The organism is Marivirga arenosa, assembly GCF_030503875.2.
In the GTDB taxonomy this organism is placed as follows: Bacteria; Bacteroidota; Bacteroidia; order Cytophagales; family Cyclobacteriaceae; genus Marivirga; species Marivirga arenosa.
Map to the genome: position 1 here is coordinate 3,236,235 of NZ_CP129968.2, position 19,387 is coordinate 3,255,621.

Consider the following 19,387-nt stretch of genomic DNA (forward strand, 5'->3'; position numbering starts at 1 on the left):
ATTCATTGACTAAAATAGTTGTTATAGGAGCTGGTGCAGCAGGAATTTTTGGAGCAATTAATATTGCTGCTCAAAATCCTGAAGCAGAAGTTATAGTATTAGAAAAGTCATCAAAGCTTCTATCGAAAGTGAAAATTTCTGGAGGTGGAAGGTGTAATATGACTAATGTTATCTCTGAGCCTAAAGAGTTGATTAAGAATTACCCACGAGGTAATAAAAAGCTTAAAAAGGCTTTTGAAACCTTTGGCACAAAAAGTACTATTGAATGGTTTGAATCCAGAGGTGTGAAAACAAAAGCTGAAGCTGATGGCAGGATGTTTCCCATTTCGGATGACTCTCAAACAATTATTGATTGCCTTTTGAAAGAGTGCAATAAATTAGGCGTTCAAATTAAGACTAAAGAGGGCGTAAAGGAAATTAAGCCAACAGCTAAAGGATTCATTATTCATACTAATAATTCTAGCTATGAATGTGATAAAATATTAATAGCGACTGGGGGTCATAATAAGATAGAATCTTTTCAATGGCTAGAGAAGCTTGGGCATAATATTTCGGTACCTGTACCTTCCTTATTTACTTTTAATTTACCTCAATCAAATATCACTAAACTTTCAGGAATCAGTGTAGCTGAGGCAGAAGTAAAAATTGCCACAACTAAGCTCTCTTATACTGGTCCATTATTAATTACACATTGGGGACTAAGTGGCCCCGCTGTACTGAAATTATCCGCTTTTGGTGCCAGGATACTAAACGAAAAAAATTACGAATACTCTGTAATTATTAACTGGGTTGGATTTAAAAATGAAGCAGAAGTAAAAAATCATTTATCAAAATTTCAGTCAGAAAACCCTAAAAAGAAACTGTTTAATAGTAATCCTTTTGATCTTCCGAAACGGCTTTGGGAATACCAGTTGCAGGAATGTGAAATAGATGAGGATTTACGCTGGAATAACTTCTCAGGTAAAAAATTAAATAAATTGGTTAATAACCTGATTGCTGATTTATATGAAGCTTCTGGTAAAACTACTTTTAAGGAAGAATTTGTAACTGCTGGAGGTGTAAAGCTTGGGGATATCAATATGCAAACGATGGAAAGTAGAAAGTGCCCAGGTGTATATTTTGCGGGTGAAGTTTTAGATATTGATGGAATAACGGGTGGTTTCAATTTTCAAGCAGCCTGGACTAGTTCTTTTTTAGCAGCAAACGGAATTACAGAAAGTCTAAAAACTAAAAAAGCTTCCTAAATTAATTAAGAAGCTTTTTGATATGTATTTTTTCACTCTATCCTGCTTGATGTTCTTCTCTTAATAAATCATTAACTGTTTTCACAGGATTAAAAGTTGACAAAGGAACCTCTACAAAAAGAGTGATCCAATCTGACATAGCACCATTCCAAAGACCTGGTAGTTCTAATGCTTTCAATTCTTTTCCATCTTTTGATTTACTTGTTATAAATCCAGTTTCCGGATCTCTGTATTTAATTAAATCAAACTTTTTACCATGCATATCTTTAATCCCGCAAACCAAGTCCACAGGATTAAAATGAGTTGCATTTTGAAGTGCCTTTTGAGCTTCCGGATTGTCGGGATCAATTTGTGAAGTTTCTGCTATTTGTAAACTCAAGGATCCATCTTTTTCTTTAACCCAAAAAGGACCTCCACCTGGCTCACCCGTATTTTCTACCATCCCGCATACACGAATAGGGCGGTGGAGTAAGTATTGTAAATACCCAACCTTTTCAGAAAATTCTAATTGATCATAATCATCTTTAAAAACTAAGAACAATTCCTTTTTAGCGAAAGTCTCAACTTCCAATAATTCTAATTCATTGATGTTTCTTTCCAATTGATTGAGATAGCCAAAAAGTTTACTCTGAACACTCATCAGCAAACCTGCCAGAGCTTTTTTATAATGGATAGTATTTAATTTAAGATGATCTGGAACTACATTATCAATATTCTTTATAAAAACGATATCGTGATCCAAATCATTTAAATTCTCTATTAAAGCACCATGACCAGCTGGACGAAATAATAAACTTCCATCTGAATTATGAAAAGGCGTATTATCTGGATTAACTGCAATTGTATCTGTTTCAGGTTTTTGTTGCGAAAAGGTTATTTCAAAATCATTAAAGCCCTTTCTAACATGAGCTGCATGCTCTTCAAATAATTTCTGATGCTCAGGTGAGACTGTAAAATGTAACCTTACTTTTCCCTCAACTCCTCTAGCGTAATTCTCTCCTTCCGTAAAGTGCTCCCCTACTGGTGTTTTTACTCCAGATTTATAGTCATGAAAATCTAATAAGCCTTTAGGAAGGTTGCCGTAATTCAATCCATCTTCAAGCAGTAAAGATTTTATGATTTTATGGTACTCTTTATTTTTCAATGATGAATCCAAGCTGTTCCCACTTTCTTGCATCTTCTCATCTAACGTTTTCGAAAAAGCAAACTTATGAATATTGGTAAAGAAGGTTTTTAGAAAATCATCTTTCTCAGCCATAGATTCATCTTCTTCCAAAAAGGCATATAATCTTTTGAACATCCTGCTAGCAGCACCACTAGCCGGAACAAACTTAATCATATTGTATTTTTTGGATTGATTTTCAAAAATCAATATAAATTCATCAATGCTCTTTTCTGATAATTTTAAAAGCCCATCCCCCACAACTGCAGGCCTATCAATATTTAAATAAGGAAAGCCTTTTTTAAATCTACCTAATTGCTCTTCTACCACCTCAACATCTTTTCCAGCTCTTTTTATTTCTTCAGTTAATTGATTGTCCATTTGTTTTGGTTCTAAAGTTTTAAAAATAAGTTTCTAAAGCCATTTTGTAACTTTTTTCGTAGGCCTCATATAAGTTTTTCCAATCAAAAAATTCAGATAAATCCTCTGATCTATTTCGCATATCTATTCGTTCTCTGCTTGTAATCTGAGTAAAATCCCACATGACATTTGTTAATTCCTCTGCTGCTTCATCAAAACTCTTATTCGCTCTTTTTACTATGAACATTCCGTGTTTTCGATCTCCTATTTCTACATTCTTCATGTAATCCCCAAAGCCTGATAAATCAGAGGTGACCGAAGCTACTCCACGTGCTAATGATTCAAGAGGAGTATATCCCCATGGCTCATAATAACTAGGAAAAACCCCTAAATGGCAGGCACGTACAAAATCGTCATACTCCATCCCAAATAATGGGTTAGTAGAGGAAATAAAATCTGGATGATAAACTACTTTTACTTTATCAGATTCCTTGTTCACTAAATCTGAACTACGCAGAAAATTTAATATTGCATCCTTTTCATCATCCACCAAATTATGCGTCACAACGGGAGGCAACCCACCTGATTTCCAAGTTTGAATTGTCCTTCTATGTCTTAGTTTCCAATAATCATCCACTAAATCATTCAGGTTTGGAAGCTTATGGTCACCTGTACTTGCCGCAGCCTGTCGGTATAGCCTATTCTTAATTTGTTCTACGATAGCGTTAGAATTTGTGTTTATTTTATCCAGCATAGCCCTGGCATTCAATACTTCAGGGTTTATTGAAGTTATAGGCTGCTTAGTAATAAAAAACATAACGACAGTCAATGGGGACTTAGCCTCTTTGAGACGATGATTTAAGCGCGCCAAAGCTTCAAGAGTTAAATCATAGCCTTTATTTGAATACTCAAACCTACCCGATGTAAAAAAGTAAAGGGTTTTATTTAAGTCGAAAGAATAGCTCTTAAAAAAGTGTCCCATTATAAACTGCTCCAGTAATTGCTTATACTTATGATGCAAATTCTGTACTTCATGCAACACGGAAAAACGCTCAATGTTTAAACCGTTAGGAAGAATTTTATCCGGATTTCGTCCTAACAAATGAAAGCACTCCTTACCTGTCACCTCACTTACAGTAGTAAACACATGGGCTCCATGAACACAGGCTCGCTCTAATTTTACATTAGCTTCCACATTAAAATGAACCGCTTCTTTATGCCAATCTAAAAATGGAAGATGATCATAAAAGTTTGGATCATTCATTGCTAAATATCTACCTAATAAGGTAGCATGCGTTGTAAATACGGTTTGTAATGGAACTTGATCTTTTCTTAAGTTTGGAATCGCTGACCCTGCCATCCACTCGTGAAAATGAGCTAAAGGTTTGATTTTTTTATCTAAGGCCACTCGTGTTAATTCAGATAAGAATATGTGAACCATATAACCAAAAGCAAGCACTTCATCCATCAAAGGATCATAATTTTTAAAATCAATACCATGATTTTGCCAGTAATAATACTTGATATTTCCTAGTTCATGAAATACAGATTTGTGATCGAATAAAAGTGTTTGGGGCCTGCCCGAAACCAACCAATAACCAGATTTAATATTTAATCCCTTTTGTCTACAAACTTCCAGCGCCTCATCAATAACAGCATGTCCAAAAGCAGCCTCTTCAAAATCAGTAGCCGCTTCTTTTGGAGCATATGGCCCTAACAACAAATAATTATTGCCCCAATTTTTAACCATTGTAGGGACTTTTGACCTAATAACAGTGTAAATTCCTCCAACTTGATTACATACCTCCCAGGCTATTTCAGTCAAAATGTGTTGACTGTTGTCAATGCTATTATTTTCTTTCATTATATGAGATTTTCCATAGAATAAACCAGATTTATCAATTTATAAGAATAATCTGAAATAAAGATGGAATAGCTAAAAAAACAGTAATTAAGGGTTTAATTATTGCATCCTTATTTATAAAACTTAATTTATAAAAAAATAAGCAAAATACTTAGTGTAAAAATTACAATAAGTAGTTAATTTGTATCAAATATTAGCTCTAAAAAGCTAAATACTAATACATTAATATGGAAGAGCAAAAAGATACCGCCCAAGAGTCTACTAAGGATTTTGAAGGCAACTACATAGAAAAATTTCAGGAGAAACAAGAGGAAGAATATTATCCTGGTGGGATAATTAGCTGGAAGCAAAAGAAAGGAAAACTTAGAATATATGCACAGCATTCCACAATGGAAATATCCATTATCAGTCCAAAAATTCTAAAGTTTAGATACGCTAACGATGGCTACTTCGAGGATGATTTTTCCTATGCAATCGATCCTGAATTTGAAGTTGAAAACAATCACTATGATTTTGAAGCTCAGGATAAATGTTTATTGATTAAAACCGAAGTATTAAAATGCTTTATTGATAAATCAGACGCTACTATAAAGATTTTAGACCAGAATGATAAAGTTTTAGTAGAAGACGAAAAAGGCTATCATTGGAAGGAAGAAAAAAGATTTGGCGGACATGTTGTGATTTCTACTTTAAAATCTGCTAAGAACAAAAAATATTATGGCTTAGGGGATAAAACAGGGCGATTAAATCTAAATGGTACCAGACGGGAATTATGGGGAACTGATTGCTATGGATATGGAAATGATACTGATCCTGTCTATAAAAACATTCCCTTTTTTATGGGCTTGACTGATGGACAGGGATATGGTATTTTTTTGGATAACTCATTTAGAACTTTCTTCGATTTTGGACATGAAAGAGAAGAAGCTTTAAGCTTCTGGGCACAAGGCGGTGAAATGAGATACTATTTTATCTATGGCCCGCAATTAGAACACGTAGTGCAGCAATACACTACCTTAACAGGTAAATCTCCCCTACCTCCTAAATGGGCATTAGGCTATCATCAAAGTAAATGGAGTTATTATCCTGAAAGCAATGTGAGAGAATTAGCGAAAACTTTCCGAGAGAAAAGAATTCCATGTGATGTTATTCATCTTGATATTGATTATATGGATGGATACCGATGTTTTACATGGAATAATGAACGATTTCCGCAGCCTAAAAAAATGATTGAGGATCTCAAAAATGATGGTTTTAAAACCATTGTAATTATAGATCCTGGAATAAAGATAGATCCACTTTATACGGTTTACCAACAAGGTGTTCACCACAACTATTTTTGCCAAAGAATGGATGGCGCCAGATTAAAAGGTAGCGTTTGGCCTGGTCCATGTCATTTCCCAGACTTCACCAATCCTGCAGCTAGAAAATGGTGGTCAGGTTTATTTGGTGGATTATCGCAAGATGGAGTAGCCGGAGTATGGAATGATATGAACGAGCCTGCTGTTTTTGAAGAAGGTACTTTTCCAAGAGATGTAAGACATGATTATGATGGACATCCTTGCAGCCATAGAAAAGGGCATAATGTTTATGGAATGCAAATGGCCAGAGCTACCTACGAAGGACTAGATCAATTTGCAGGAAATAACAGAAGCTTTACTATCACGCGCTCTGCTTATGCAGGTGTTCAGAGATATAGTTCAGTATGGACAGGTGATAATTTAGCATCATGGGAACATTTGAGGATTGCGAATATCCAATGCCAGAGATTAAGTGCTTCTGGAGTTTCATTTGCAGGATCAGATGTAGGCGGATTTATAGGTTCACCTGATGGAGAATTATATACTCGATGGATACAAATGGCCACATTCCATCCGTTTTTCAGAACGCACTCATCAGGAGATCATGGAGACAAAGAACCTTGGCAATTTGAAGAAAAGTATCTCAATATAGTTAGAAGATTCATTGAATTTAGATATGAGTTAATGCCTTACATCTACACTACATTCTGGAGATATACCGAATATGCTACTCCAATGTTGAAATCCATTTCAATGGCTTATCAGCATGATACTGAGACTTTGGACAGAGAAGAGGAATTCCTATTAGGAAATCACCTTTTAATTTGCCCAGTATCGGAGCCAAAAGTAAAAGATAGAATTGTTTACATCCCTGAGGGTAACTGGTACAATTACTGGACTGATGAATTGGTATATGGCAAAAAAGAAGTTAAAGTATTGACACCTTTAGATCAAATTCCACTTTTTGTAAAAGAAGGTGCTGTGATTCCTATGCAAGACAAAATGCAATATGTAGATGAATTCATCCCTGAAAATATAAAGTTACATCTTTACAAGGCTCTTTCTGAAACCAAAAGTGAACTTTATGAAGATGATGGTTTAACCAAAGATCATGAAATGGGAATCAGCACATGGCATACATTTATTCAAAAACCTATTGATAATGGAATTAAGTTAGAGCACATATTGGATTCAGAGTTTGAATCAGGCTCTTCCGGCTTTGAAATAAATCTTCATGGATTCGAAACTATATCAAGAGTAATAGTAGATGATGTAGATATCAATTTAAATGGAAGCAGATCTTTCGTAGTGCAACGAGAATTTACTACATTAATAATACATAGCTAAAAACCTTAAAACTAAGAAGATGGAAATTTTAATGATAGGCCCCGGTAAACCAAATCCTCAGAATAGTGGATTAGGAATAGCTTGCTATCATATAGCAGAAAATCTTGCTAAAAAGGTTCACTTAAAACTTTTTGCTGTACAAGAGGCTGAAGAAGTGGTAGAACAAGAATATGAGCAAAGTGAGGTGGCACATATGAATCAGCAAACCTTAACGAATAGAAAGCAGATTAATGCTGATCTAGTCCATTTATCTATCAAAAGTAAATTAAATCCATATTTTTATGCTTCCGGAGTTGAAGTTGAAGAGCATTACAATGAAAATATTGATTTATCCATCCATGAAGCTTTAGAAGATTTTAGCCAAAGAATAATTTCAAAAAGTAGAAATCTAGATTTTGATGTTATTTATGCTCACGACTGGACCGCAATTCCATCTTCTATAAAATTACAAGAGCTATTCAAGAAACCGTTTGTTTTGCATGTTCATGCATTAGATTATGATAGAAGCGGTAAAAAGACCAATTCATGGTTATTTGATTTGGAAAAAGAAGGAATGCAAAAAGCTGATTTAGTGATTGCAGTGAGCCATTACCATAAAAATGTGATGGTTGAAGAATACGGAATTGCTGAATCTAAAATTAAGGTGATACATCATGGATTAGCTCCTATGAAGGTATCAAATTACCAAACTCCATTCAATGAACATATAATTCTCTTTTCAGGTAGACTTTGTGTTCAAAAAGGAGCAGATACCTTTTTAGAAATTGCAAAAGTATTGGCTGAAAAGGAAGAGAATATTCGCTTTATTATAAGTGGCCAAGGTGAGCTAATGGAAGAATTGATTGCTAAGGCCAATGAAAGTAATTTATTAGATAAGATACATTTTACTGGTCATATTCCCCAAGAAGACTTATTTTCAGTTATGCAATCATCAGATGTAATGGTTATGCCATCAATCTCCGAACCTTTTGGATTGGCAGCATTGGAAGCAACAAGTTTAAAAGTTCCAATTGTAACTTCAACTAATTGTGGTGTAAATGAGGTGCTTGAATACGTTCAAACTGCTGAAGAGAATGACATTGAAGCTTTTGTTATTGCTATAAGAAACGTAATAAATCATAAAAATAAATTTAAAGAAGTTGCCGAAAAGAATGCAGAACTCGTAAAAACTAGAAACTGGGAGCATGTATCAAATGAAATACTTGACAGTATAAAGGAGGTTTTATAAAATGGATAATTACCAAATCATACATTTTAATCATCCTTTAAAATTAAAGGAATTATCATTTCTGGATATTGGAAAAGGTGTTGAGGCAATAGATGAGTCTAAGAGTACTGGTCAATTCAAGTCAAACTTTCAAAGTAATATTCTGCCGCAGCTGAAAAAGGTTTTAAAAATGGCTAAGGAAGATCAATTTCCTATCATCTATTTTAGCATACCCTTTTTAGAAGCTCTAAAAAAAGAAGACAATAATACTTTGCTAGAAATTACGAAAGCAGTAAACAAGGGTAAAATTCAGGTCATTGGGTCATGCTACTTTCATTCCTTTAGTTATTTATGTTCTCCTATTCTTTTCAGGAAAGAAGCTGAATTATATCTTAAAGGATTACAAAATTTCTTTGATCCTAGACCTGGCTTATTTATTAATACTGCCTGTCTGTATGACGATACAGTTGCTGAAATCATAAGCAGCATGGGCTATCAAGCAATCATAGCTACTGCAAACCCATGGCATCTAGCTGGTAAGCACTCAGGCCAAGTCTATCGTTCAAACACTAAAAAAAAGTTCAATGTATTGCTATCAAATGGTGATGGGCCTGATGATTTTCAAATTAGCCTCATAAATGCTTACGGAAGTGCTTATGAAGCGAATTTGATTGATGATAAATTAGGAAATAGTCACCAAATGCAAGAATTGTTCATGCATCAATCCGAAGAAGAGCATTCTGTATATGCAGTGAGCCTTCCCTTAAGTTCGCCATCTTGGCAACATAAAATTCCAGATTATACAAACAACCCTTTACAAAAGGCATTACTAAAACAGATCTCAAATCTGGTGAAAGAACATGCCTCAAAACTAAAAGAGGAAGATTTAAAATTATTAATGTTATTAGTACAACCAGATCATTTGTTACAAGTTAATCAAACCACCAAGGAAGAAGGATATAATAATTTCATTAGTAGCATGAACTGGATTACAGATATTAGTCTACGAAATAGAAATTAAAAATTTATTTCTTATAGATTTTCATTAAATCAAGAGCAATTTTCTCTTGAGTAAACTTAGCAAGATGAGATTCTACATTATTCAATAATTGCTCATTAAAATTATTGTCTTCGGCTAATTTAATCATTTGACTAGCTAAACTCTCATGATTTTTAGGATCAGCATATAAAGCATGCTGCCCACCTGCTTCCTGCATGGCTGATTGATTTCCCGCAACAACAGAAGTTCCCACTGATAATGACTCTAAAACTGGGATTCCAAACCCTTCAAAACTAGAAGGGTAAACTGAAGCTAAAGCACCTTTATAAAGATATGGAAGATCAGAAAAAGGTGTTTTATTATATATCCTGACATTATGGTCTAATCCCAGATTAGTAATTTCCTTTTCGACCTCTGCTTGATAGGCTGTTTTCTTGCCAACAATAAGGAGTAATAAATCATCTTTTACCTGATTTAGTACCAACTTAAATGCCATCACTAAATCTTTAGCATTTTTTCTATCCTCAATAGAGCCTACATATAAAAAATAAGGCTGATGTAAATTATAATGATCGAGGAGATACAATAATCTTCTCGTCTTTAATTCTTGATTATAAATAGGATGAACACCCTGATACACAACGCTTATTTTGTCTTCAGGGTAACCAAAAAATTCAATTATATCCTGCTTAGTTTGCTCACTTACAGCAATTACTTCATCCGCATTATTGCAAGCTGATTTAAACTTCTTCTTATAGATTTTCCTATCAATTAACGGATAAAACTCAGGATACCTTAAAAAAATTAAATCATGAATTGTAACAACTTTTTTAGTAGAATTTTTAAGGCCACTAGGCAATTCATTGCTCAAACCATGAAAAACATCCACATCGTGTTTTTCAGCAATTCGCCCAATTCTTTTTGATCTCCAAACATTTTTTAAACTGCCTAACTTCCATAATCCTGATGGTTGAATGGTTGATTCCTTATTTTCTTTAAAGAAACTTAATGCTTCCGAATGCTCAGTTAATTTTGGAGTAAATATTGAGTATTCTTCATCAGGGTAGTATTTTCTTAATGAAGAAATAACAAATCGACTATAATTCCCTAAACCGGTAAAATTGTTAAAAGCACGTTTGGCTTCGAAAGCTATATGCATACTAAAAAATTAAATCCTTAATTTGATTTTGCCCAAAACTAAATAAAATTTCCTTTGTCCTACTCATTACTTCATTAAAAAGAAAGATAATTGTAGTTTTGCAGCTAAGTGGGGAATGAATGAATTTATATAATATTAAGACTTTAGAAAACGGAATCAGGGTTATACATCAACCTGTTAGCAATTCAAAAATTGTTCACTGTGGTTTCGCATTAGATATAGGGAGTCGCGATGAAAAACCACATCAAGTCGGTATTGCTCATTTTTGGGAGCATATGGCTTTTAAAGGGACTAAAAAGCGCAAAACTTTTCATATTCTAAATAGGCTCGATTCTGTTGGGGGTGAGTTAAATGCCTACACCACCAAAGAAAAAATATTTTTTCACGCTTCGGTATTAGAGCAATATCTTGATAAAGCGATAGACTTACTTGTAGATATTACTTTTGAATCCATATTTCCGGAAAAACAAATCGAAAAGGAAAGACAAGTGATTTTGGAAGAAATGGCCATGTATAAAGATTCTCCTGAAGATGATATACAAGACCAATTTGACGCCTTAGTATTTTCAGGTCATCCATTGGGAAATAACATTTTAGGTACTGAAGAGAGCCTGAAAAGCTTCCACAGAAATCATTTCTTGGAATTTTTAGAAGAAAATTTAGATACTCAAAGGATAGTGTTTTCTATTGTAGGAAATATTTCAGAAAAGAAATTAGATCGTTTCATAAAAAAATATTTAGAGCCTATTGCACATCACAAAAGGCAAAGAGAAAGAATAAGTTTTGATCACTATTTACCAAGACGATTAAATTTCGATAAAGAAATATCGCAATCGCAATGTGCTATAGGCACTACCGCCTATCCTATTCATCATCCAAAACGGCTAGCCTTTTTTATGTTAGTGAATATCCTTGGCGGACCTGGCATGAACAGCCGATTAAATATGGCCTTAAGGGAGAAATATGGCTTTGTTTATGCAATTGATGCCGGTTATCATCCGTTTACTGATACTGCCCTATTCAGCATATTTTTCGGGACAGACCCAGGTCAACTGCCGAAAAGTATAAAGCTTGTAAAAAAGGAATTATTAAAATTACAAAATAAGCCTTTAGGCAGCATGCAACTTCATGTAGCCAAACAGCAACTTATGGGGCAATTAGCAATGGCAGAGGAGAACAATATGAATTATATGCTCATGTTAGGCAGGAGTTTATTAGATAAAGATAAAATTGAATCCTTAGATGAGTTATTTAATCAGATAAGGAATATTTCGGCTTCTGACTTACAAGACACTGCCCATGAAATTTTTAATGAGAATAGATTAAGTATCTTAACCTATACAGCTAAAAGAAGATGAAATGGAATTTCTAGACCCAGACTTAGAGAGATATGTTGAAGCTCATACCGAAAATGAAAATGAGCTTCTCTATAGAATAAATCGAGAAACGCATACTGAAGTTTTAAAACCCAGAATGTTAAGTGGGCATTTACAGGGTAGAGTACTTTCCATGATTTCTCACATGATTCAACCTAAAAACATATTAGAGATAGGCACCTACACTGGTTATTCTGCATTATGTATGGCTGAAGGTCTTCAAAATGATGGTAAACTCATTACGGTAGATGTTAATGAAGAATTGAAAGACCGACTAACAGAATATTTTAATGAATCTGATTTTGCAGATAAAATAGAGTTAAAGATAGGTAAAGCATTAGATATTGTGCCAAAGCTGGATGTTGAATGGGATATGGTTTTTATTGATGCTGATAAATCAAATTATCAAAACTATTATGACAACTGTATAGACAAGGTTAAAACCGGAGGTTACATTCTAGTTGACAATGTTTTATGGAGCGGGAAAGTTTTAGAAAAAAACAGAAAAAAGCTTGATAAAGATACAGAAGCTATGCTTAATTTTAACGAATTTGTACATAAAGATGAGCGTGTACAAAATGTACTATTTCCAATAAGAGATGGCTTAATGATTTTAAGAAAAAAATGAGATTGAAATTCCCTTTACTATTACTATTTATTTATCCATTGTGCTTTATTGCAAATGCTCAACAAGTTCCCTCAAGAATTGCATTTGCTAATATGGATTTAAGATTAACCTCCGATGCAATTCGTGACATTCAAGCAGATGTAGATGCATTAACAAGAAGTGAAAAATACTTTCAGAAAAAACTGGAAAGGGTAGATATGTACATGCCTATAATCGAAAGAATTTTTCAAGAAGAAGGCTTACCTGAGGACTTTAAATATTTAGTAATTCAAGAAAGTGCATTAGTATCAGACGCTGTTTCTAGCAGTAATGCTGTAGGCTTTTGGCAGTTTAAGGAAATATCGGGTTTAGAAAATAACTTAAGAATAGATCGCTATGTTGACGAGCGAATGAATATCGTTTCCTCTAGCCGTGCTGCTGCAAATTACTTAAAAAGTCATAATGAATATTTCGACAATTGGGCCTATGCCTTAATCGCTTATCAAAGAGGCCGTGGTGGCGCTATGGATGTGGTAGATGAAAGCAATTTCGGGAAAGATAAACTAAAGATAACTAGTGAAACGTATTGGTATTTGAAAAAATATCTTGCTCATAAAGTGGCGTTTGAAAATGTATTAGGAACATCTAAAACTCCCTACTATTTAAAAGAAGTATCCTCAAAAAAATCCGACAACCTAAAAACTATTGCGAAACAGGAAGAAGTACCCTATGAACTTCTTGTTGAATATAATAAATGGTTAAAAAGAAGCAAAATCCCTGAGGATAAGGAATATACTATTGTTGTTCCACTGAGTAATCTTGAAAAGATAACCAAATTACAGAATCAAAAAGAAGCTGAGTTAGATCATTTACCAGGAGATATAAATGATAAAGAGCAGCAAAAATTTCCCTTAGTAGACCACTACCCTAGTAAATCTGATCGATCTATCCCCCATAAGGTAGAAATAAATGGATTAGACGGAATTTATGCTCCAGCTGGTTATACAGTTCAGAAATTAGCTGAAGTGGCAGGAATAGAACAATATAAATTTAGAAAGTTTAACGACCTTAAAATCAGAGAGGAGTTAACAACAGGAAGAATTTACTATTTAAGAAGAAAAAGAAATCGAGCTAAATTTTATTATCATACAGTTACTGAAAGTGAAACAATGTGGGATATCAGTCAGAAATATGGAGTAAAACTTAAGAAACTATATAGGAAAAATAGAATGGAACCACCTGCTCAACCGAGAGTAGGCAGAGTATTATGGTTAAGACAAAATCGTCCTGCTAACGTAGAAATTGAATACAGAACAGCACCTAAAGTAGAGAAAGATGAGCCAAAACAGCAAGAAGTGATAGAAACTGTCATCAATGAACAACAGCCAGATACAATTCACAATAATCATGATTCATCGAAAAATACTATCAACCCAATTCATGGAAAACTTAAAGATTCAATAGTGATTTCTTCATCAGATTCACTTATTTCTGAAACCTTATCCGATAGCAATAGCACAGAAGTAGATACTGTATTAATAGAAGAAAAGACAGAAGATATTGATTCTACAGAAGTTGAAGTAGGTAAAAATATAATTGAAGAGTCAAGCAAAGAAGAGGATATTGAATTCGAAAATGAAAATGAGTCTGTTCAAGCTGATTTGATGGAATATACAATAAGAAAAGGGGATACATTTTTCTCTATTGCTAACCGCTTTAACATGAAAATATCTAATCTTTTAAGCGTCAACGAATTAAACATTAGAGACACCCTTTCAATTGGTCAGATTATTAAAGTAAATAAAGTAGAATATTTTGAAAACCCTTCAAAAGAGGAAAGTCAAACTGATGATGAAGCTATGAAAAACAGCGTTTCAGAGGCAGCTGACCAATCAAATGATTCAAAGGCCATTGAACATAAAGTAGAATCTGGAGATACAATGTATGCGTTAGCAAGAAAATATAATGTTAGCTTAAAAGATATAATGGAGTGGAATAACAAAAATGATTACACCTTAAAAGAAGGTGAATTAATTCTAATCAAACAGAAATAAAAGAAACAATTACATTAATTCTTAACTACATTGTCTTACATTTGTGGCATCTATCGAAAAAATAGTGTATTTCGATAGAATTATGTTTCAAATAAAAAAAACTTTACTTATGTTTAGAAATAACTCTAAACAGAGTAATAAGAAAGTTGATCAATTAGATTACAAGGGTAAATTACATGGTAACAGCTACAAAAACTGTTGATTTAGTGATGCTTGTCGATGACAATGATACTGATAACTTCATCAGCAAGCGTATCATAGAAATAACGGAATTCGCAAAATATGTCGAAATTAAAAATTCAGGTAAAAGTGCCTTAGAATATTTAGAAGATCATAAAAATGATCCTGACAAACTCCCTAACATCATCTTTCTTGATATCAACATGCCTATAGTTGATGGATTCGTATTTCTGTATGAATTCGAAAAATTCTCTGACATTGTAAAAGATAAATGTAAAGTTATAATTCTATCCAGTTCAGATAACAAAAGAGATATAGATAAGATCGTAAACAACGATCATGTAATTAAATTCATTACCAAACCGCTTACTGAGAACGCTCTTAACGAGATTCGTTCTTTGGATTTAAGCTAATTTTTAAATCAACATCAACATTTTCTGGCTATGAAAATAATTAAAGCTATTATTTTTCTGATTTTAGTGAGTGCAACAAATGCTATAGCACAAACTGATAGTATTGCTGCAAACACTGACACTTCATATTGGGATAAAGGCGGTTTAATTAACATAAATTTTTCTCAGGTTGATCTAACCAACTGGAATGGTGGAGGTAAAAGCTCTATATCCATTGGAGGACTATCAAACTTCAAAGCAAATTATGAAAAGGGTAAAAATGCTTGGAGCAATAGATTAGATTTAGCCTATGGTTTACTAAGACAAGGAGAAAATGAAAATCCTTTTATCAAAACAGATGATAATATAATTTTAACTTCAAGGTATAGTAGACAGCTAAAGAAAAGAATTTTCATCTCAGGAATGGTTGATTTTAGGACCCAATTTGATGAAGGTCTGAATGAGGAAAACGAAGTAATTTCGAGATTTTTAGCGCCTGGTTTTCTCTTAGCTAATATTGGCCTTACCTATCGATACAAAGAAATATTTTCAGCTTCTTTTTCTCCACTTTCATCTAAAACAACAATTGTAACGGATGATAGCCTATCTAACGCTGGGGCTTATGGCGTTGAAATAGGTGAAACCACAAGATTCCAAGGGGGTATTAACTTTTCTTCATCTTTCCAAAAAGACATTTGGGAGAACGTAAACCTGTCTACAAACCTGAATATGTTTGCTGATTATGAAAAATTAGGAAATATTGACATTAATTGGGAAACTGCATTAATCTTTAAAATCAACAGTTTCTTATCTGCTTCATATAGCACCCAATTAATTTATGATGATGATATTAAATCTAAAGAAATTGTAATTAATGAAGCTTTAGGAGAGTTCCGATACGTACCCGGCATTCAATTCAAAAGTGTAATGAATATAGGCTTAAATATCAAACTACCTTATTAACTATCAAACTTGTTAATCAATTTTGCTCAACCTTATTAGAACCAATTTTAAGGAATACGTGGCTTTCCTTAAAAACCCAGAACCGAACCCAAACAAAAGTGCAGATGACTCTGAAAGTAAATGGAGTAAGCTGTTTATTTTTTTGTTAATAGATGCGATAATAATTTCCCCTATTCTATTTCTTTTATACATATTAGAAGAATTTAGTAATATCGATTTAAATAACCATTCTGTTTCAAACATTGCCAATGAATATGGGATTATTATACTCATATTAGCAGGTGGTATTCTATCCCCTCTTATAGAAGAAATTATTTTTAGGCTTCCGCTTCATTATAAAAGAAACTATTTATTTAAATTTATTGGTCTTTTTATTGGGAAAGAGAGAGTTGAAAATTTTTGGTTAAAGCATTTCAGAATATTTTTTTACCTTTTTGTAATAGCGTTCGGTTTTGTCCATATTTTTAATTTTCAAGAAAAATCCATTTTGATATGGATTCTATTACCCTTGCTTGTAGCCCCTCAAATTATTGGTGGTACAATATTAGGATACTTAAGAATAAAACTAGGTTTCGGATGGGCTTTTCTACATCATGCAATTTATAATACTGTTTTAACAATTCTTGCTTTTTCTACACACTTAAATCAGGAAGTTTCTATTAACAACTCAGATTTTAAACTTAATATAGAAGTCGCAGAAAACAAGTACAACAACGAATCAAAAGTTGAAGATACTTCTGATTTTGATTTTAAAAATATTGTTAACACGCAATATGCAAGCTATAATTATATAGCTAATAGACTAGGTTGGGAAAAGATTGACAAAAAAGAGAACTATAAATATTACAATATCTCTTTGGAGATGAAAAACTTAGATTTAAATAGTGATTCTATTCTTCAGTATCATCTCATTAAAATAATTAAAAATCAATAATCAGGATCCAAGCCGAAAGTATCTCGCAATTTACCAAGAAGAGGATTTTCCTTCATCATAGCATCAAATTTCTCCTTTGGAGTGTATGGCCTTTCTGCTGCCTTCTCGATATTCACATGATGTTGCAATTGAATTTCCTGATTTTGAAATTTAGCTCGAATAAAGTTTAGAAAATCAGCCTTTATTTTTTCAATACCATCAACCTCAACGGGATTTGATAATTCAACCGTAATCATCTGTTCTTCTAAGTGAATGGAGTTTTTTAATGAGTTCTCAACTAAAGGTCCTACTTTATTTTGCTCAACGAACTGATTTACTACTTTCTTTAACTCCTCTGCATTTAAATCTAGCTTCTGAACAGTTGATGTACTCATTTCTTCAGATGATTCTTCAGAAGAAGTACCAACTATTGGATTAGGTTTTTTCTCTTCAGTTTTTTTCTGAACGGACTCTCCTGGCTTTGGAATTGAAGGAGATGACTTTAATGGCTTATTCTGTCTGGCCTTAGCAGCCATCTGGTCAGCAATGGAAGTCTTTTTTACTGAAGATGAGTCATCTTCAGAATCAGACTGTTCACTTAGCTTACTTTTTTTTTTAGAACTTCTTCCTGCTGCTTCGCTAAATCAATAGCACTATTGAGCTTTGCTAACTTCATCAAAGCTAACTCAACTGCCAATCTTTGATTTTTACTCGCTTTATAGGATTGATCCGTTTGATTAAGAATCTGTAAACCAGATAGCAAGAATGAAGCGTCAACATTCTTCGCTTGCTCCTGATATTGCGCTTTTACTTGATCCGAAACTTCTAATAACTCTAGAGTAGAGGCATCTTTGCAAACTAAAAGGTCTCTAAAATGAGAAGCCAGTCCATTTACAAAATTATGACCATCAAAGCCATTCTTCAGGATTTCGTCAAACAGTAATAATGCTTCAGGAATTTTTTCACCATTTAAAGCGTCCGTCACCTTGAAATAATAATCATAATCTAAAATATGAAGATTATCAATGGTAGTTTGATAAGTGATTTTATTATCAGGCGAAAAGGTAACAATTAAATCAAAAATAGAAAGTGCATCACGTAAAGCTCCGTCTGCCTTTTGCGCAATTAAGTGCAAAGCAGCATCTTCTGCTTCTATGCCTTCTCTATCAGCAATTTCCTTCAAATGATCTGATATATCAGATACTTTTATTCTATTAAAATCATAGATCTGACATCTGGAAAGAATAGTTGGGATTACCTTATGCTTTTCCGTAGTAGCCAGAATAAAAATTGCATAAGACGGTGGCTCTTCCAATGTTTTCAAGAATGCATTAAATGCTGCATTTGAAAGCATGTGAACCTCATCTATAATATATACTTTATATTTTCCGTGCTGAGGGGGTACTCTTACCTTATCAATAAGATTTCTAACATCATCCACGGAATTATTAGAAGCTGCATCTAGCTCATAGATATTTAAGGAAGAAGAACCCTCCATATTATCTACATCAAAATCGTTGATCAGTCTGGCCAAAATTCGAGCGCAGGTAGTTTTACCTACCCCTCTAGGACCACAAAAAAGTAGAGATTGCGCTAAATGATCATTATCAATAGCGTTTTTTAAAGTAGTAGTAATGTGTTTTTGTCCTACTACTTCATCAAATCCTTTTGGTCTATACTTCCTTGCTGATACAACAAAATTTTCCATTAGCGCAATTTATAAATACACTTTCGATTTTAAGGAATCATTGGCATTTTATTATGAAAAAAATTTAGAGGCTTTCATTATTAATTAGCCATAATATTCCACAAAATTCCTTGGAGTCTCATAAAGAGTTAATTTATGTAAACTCGCCCCTTTTTGTAATTCTTTAACTTTCGGCTCAAGTATTCTCCAGAATTCTGCAATAATGATCTCACAACTTGCCATTTTACCTTTAAGAAATGGCACATCCATGTTTAAATTTTTGTGATCGACCTTATCTATTACTTCTGATTTAATCAGATTGCTTAATTTTTTCAAATCTACCACAAAGCCAGTTTCAGGATCTGGCTCACCCTTTACTGTCACAATCAATTCAAAATTATGACCATGCCAGTTTTCATTTGCACAAGGACCAAAAACCTTTTCGTTCTTTTCCCTGCTCCAGTTTGGGTTAAAAAGCTTGTGAGCTGCGTTAAAATGTTCTTTACGATTAACGTAAATCATGCCAATTTCAATTTTTAGGCTGCAAATATACGTTTATTCATTTATAATA

16 protein-coding genes are annotated in these 19,387 nt (G+C 33.4%); 10 read left to right on the forward strand and 6 right to left on the reverse strand.

Annotation, left to right across the window (positions count from 1 at the left end):
* The first annotated feature begins 5 nt into the window (after positions 1-5).
* Entirely contained in the window at positions 6-1,244 is a 1,239-nt protein-coding gene (locus QYS47_RS13890; protein ID WP_322346817.1) for a BaiN/RdsA family NAD(P)/FAD-dependent oxidoreductase, read from the forward strand.
* Between the two features lie 37 nt (positions 1,245-1,281).
* On the opposite strand, the gene QYS47_RS13895 is transcribed toward QYS47_RS13890, so the two are convergent.
* Together QYS47_RS13895 and QYS47_RS13900 are read right to left on the reverse strand one after the other, a co-directional pair.
* Positions 1,282-2,787 carry a DUF4301 family protein gene (locus QYS47_RS13895; RefSeq protein ID WP_322346819.1) on the reverse strand — a complete coding sequence of 502 codons (1,506 nt, stop codon included), beginning with the start codon at positions 2,785-2,787 and terminating at the stop codon, positions 1,282-1,284.
* Between the two features lie 19 nt (positions 2,788-2,806).
* Positions 2,807-4,630 carry a glycosyltransferase gene (locus tag QYS47_RS13900; RefSeq protein ID WP_308356100.1) on the reverse strand — a complete coding sequence of 608 codons (1,824 nt, stop codon included), beginning with the start codon at positions 4,628-4,630 and terminating at the stop codon, positions 2,807-2,809.
* Positions 4,631-4,857: 227 nt separating this feature from the next.
* Between QYS47_RS13900 and QYS47_RS13905 the strand changes: the two genes are divergently transcribed.
* Genes QYS47_RS13905 through QYS47_RS13915 form a run of 3 tightly spaced genes read left to right on the forward strand, consistent with a single transcriptional unit; the run spans position 4,858 to position 9,506 of the window.
* On the forward strand, positions 4,858-7,278 hold the full coding sequence (locus QYS47_RS13905) for a glycoside hydrolase family 31 protein (RefSeq protein ID WP_322346821.1): 2,421 nt from the start codon (positions 4,858-4,860) through the stop codon (positions 7,276-7,278).
* A gap of 19 nt (positions 7,279-7,297) precedes the next feature.
* Positions 7,298-8,506, forward strand: a complete 1,209-nt coding sequence (locus QYS47_RS13910; protein WP_322346823.1) for a glycosyltransferase family 4 protein — start codon at positions 7,298-7,300, stop codon at positions 8,504-8,506.
* 1 nt (position 8,507) lies between these two features.
* Positions 8,508-9,506 (forward strand): hypothetical protein, encoded by a 999-nt coding sequence (locus QYS47_RS13915; RefSeq protein ID WP_322346825.1) that lies wholly within the window; start codon positions 8,508-8,510, stop codon positions 9,504-9,506.
* 4 nt (positions 9,507-9,510) lie between these two features.
* Here the strand turns inward: QYS47_RS13915 and QYS47_RS13920 are convergent, their stop codons facing one another.
* A complete protein-coding gene (locus QYS47_RS13920; RefSeq protein WP_322346827.1) occupies positions 9,511-10,644 on the reverse strand; it encodes a glycosyltransferase family 4 protein in 1,134 nt (377 codons plus the stop codon).
* 119 nt (positions 10,645-10,763) lie between these two features.
* Between QYS47_RS13920 and QYS47_RS13925 the strand changes: the two genes are divergently transcribed.
* From QYS47_RS13925 to QYS47_RS13950, 6 genes are all read left to right on the forward strand, one after another.
* Positions 10,764-12,002 (forward strand): M16 family metallopeptidase, encoded by a 1,239-nt coding sequence (locus QYS47_RS13925; RefSeq protein WP_322346829.1) that lies wholly within the window; start codon positions 10,764-10,766, stop codon positions 12,000-12,002.
* 1 nt (position 12,003) lies between these two features.
* A complete protein-coding gene (locus QYS47_RS13930) occupies positions 12,004-12,648 on the forward strand; it encodes an O-methyltransferase (protein WP_322346832.1) in 645 nt (214 codons plus the stop codon).
* Positions 12,645-14,681 (forward strand): LysM peptidoglycan-binding domain-containing protein, encoded by a 2,037-nt coding sequence (locus tag QYS47_RS13935; protein ID WP_322346835.1) that lies wholly within the window; start codon positions 12,645-12,647, stop codon positions 14,679-14,681. The genes QYS47_RS13930 and QYS47_RS13935 overlap by 4 nt, the downstream gene beginning before the upstream one ends.
* Positions 14,682-14,857: 176 nt before the next feature.
* Entirely contained in the window at positions 14,858-15,274 is a 417-nt protein-coding gene (locus tag QYS47_RS13940; protein ID WP_302101599.1) for a response regulator, read from the forward strand.
* A gap of 30 nt (positions 15,275-15,304) precedes the next feature.
* Complete coding sequence (locus QYS47_RS13945) at positions 15,305-16,216, forward strand: DUF3078 domain-containing protein (protein ID WP_322346838.1); 912 nt, start codon at positions 15,305-15,307, stop codon at positions 16,214-16,216.
* A 22-nt stretch (positions 16,217-16,238) separates the two neighbouring features.
* Complete coding sequence (locus tag QYS47_RS13950) at positions 16,239-17,150, forward strand: CPBP family glutamic-type intramembrane protease (RefSeq protein WP_322346840.1); 912 nt, start codon at positions 16,239-16,241, stop codon at positions 17,148-17,150.
* On the opposite strand, the gene QYS47_RS13955 is transcribed toward QYS47_RS13950, so the two are convergent.
* From QYS47_RS13955 to QYS47_RS13965, 3 genes are all read right to left on the reverse strand, one after another.
* Positions 17,144-17,665: a hypothetical protein gene (locus QYS47_RS13955; protein ID WP_322346842.1), complete on the reverse strand. Its 522-nt coding sequence runs from the start codon at positions 17,663-17,665 to the stop codon at positions 17,144-17,146. The two genes, QYS47_RS13950 and QYS47_RS13955, sit on opposite strands and share 7 nt — an antisense overlap.
* A 62-nt stretch (positions 17,666-17,727) precedes the next feature.
* A complete protein-coding gene (dnaX, locus tag QYS47_RS13960; RefSeq protein WP_322346844.1) occupies positions 17,728-18,837 on the reverse strand; it encodes a DNA polymerase III subunit gamma/tau in 1,110 nt (369 codons plus the stop codon).
* Positions 18,838-18,921: 84 nt separating this feature from the next.
* Positions 18,922-19,338 carry a 6-pyruvoyl trahydropterin synthase family protein gene (locus QYS47_RS13965; protein ID WP_322346846.1) on the reverse strand — a complete coding sequence of 139 codons (417 nt, stop codon included), beginning with the start codon at positions 19,336-19,338 and terminating at the stop codon, positions 18,922-18,924.
* Positions 19,339-19,387: the final 49 nt, after the last annotated feature.

Coding starts and splice junctions, on each gene's coding strand:
- dnaX (WP_322346844.1), bottom strand. CDS start 18,837: ATGGAAAATTTTGTTGTATCAGCAAGGAAGTATAGACCAAAAGGATTT.
- QYS47_RS13930 (WP_322346832.1), top strand. CDS start 12,004: ATGGAATTTCTAGACCCAGACTTAGAGAGATATGTTGAAGCTCATACC.
- QYS47_RS13910 (WP_322346823.1), top strand. CDS start 7,298: ATGGAAATTTTAATGATAGGCCCCGGTAAACCAAATCCTCAGAATAGT.
- QYS47_RS13895 (WP_322346819.1), bottom strand. CDS start 2,787: ATGGACAATCAATTAACTGAAGAAATAAAAAGAGCTGGAAAAGATGTT.
- QYS47_RS13925 (WP_322346829.1), top strand. CDS start 10,764: ATGAATTTATATAATATTAAGACTTTAGAAAACGGAATCAGGGTTATA.
- QYS47_RS13940 (WP_302101599.1), top strand. CDS start 14,858: ATGGTAACAGCTACAAAAACTGTTGATTTAGTGATGCTTGTCGATGAC.
- QYS47_RS13955 (WP_322346842.1), bottom strand. CDS start 17,665: ATGGCTGCTAAGGCCAGACAGAATAAGCCATTAAAGTCATCTCCTTCA.
- QYS47_RS13965 (WP_322346846.1), bottom strand. CDS start 19,338: ATGATTTACGTTAATCGTAAAGAACATTTTAACGCAGCTCACAAGCTT.
- QYS47_RS13920 (WP_322346827.1), bottom strand. CDS start 10,644: ATGCATATAGCTTTCGAAGCCAAACGTGCTTTTAACAATTTTACCGGT.
- QYS47_RS13905 (WP_322346821.1), top strand. CDS start 4,858: ATGGAAGAGCAAAAAGATACCGCCCAAGAGTCTACTAAGGATTTTGAA.
- QYS47_RS13935 (WP_322346835.1), top strand. CDS start 12,645: ATGAGATTGAAATTCCCTTTACTATTACTATTTATTTATCCATTGTGC.
- QYS47_RS13915 (WP_322346825.1), top strand. CDS start 8,508: ATGGATAATTACCAAATCATACATTTTAATCATCCTTTAAAATTAAAG.
- QYS47_RS13945 (WP_322346838.1), top strand. CDS start 15,305: ATGAAAATAATTAAAGCTATTATTTTTCTGATTTTAGTGAGTGCAACA.
- QYS47_RS13900 (WP_308356100.1), bottom strand. CDS start 4,630: ATGAAAGAAAATAATAGCATTGACAACAGTCAACACATTTTGACTGAA.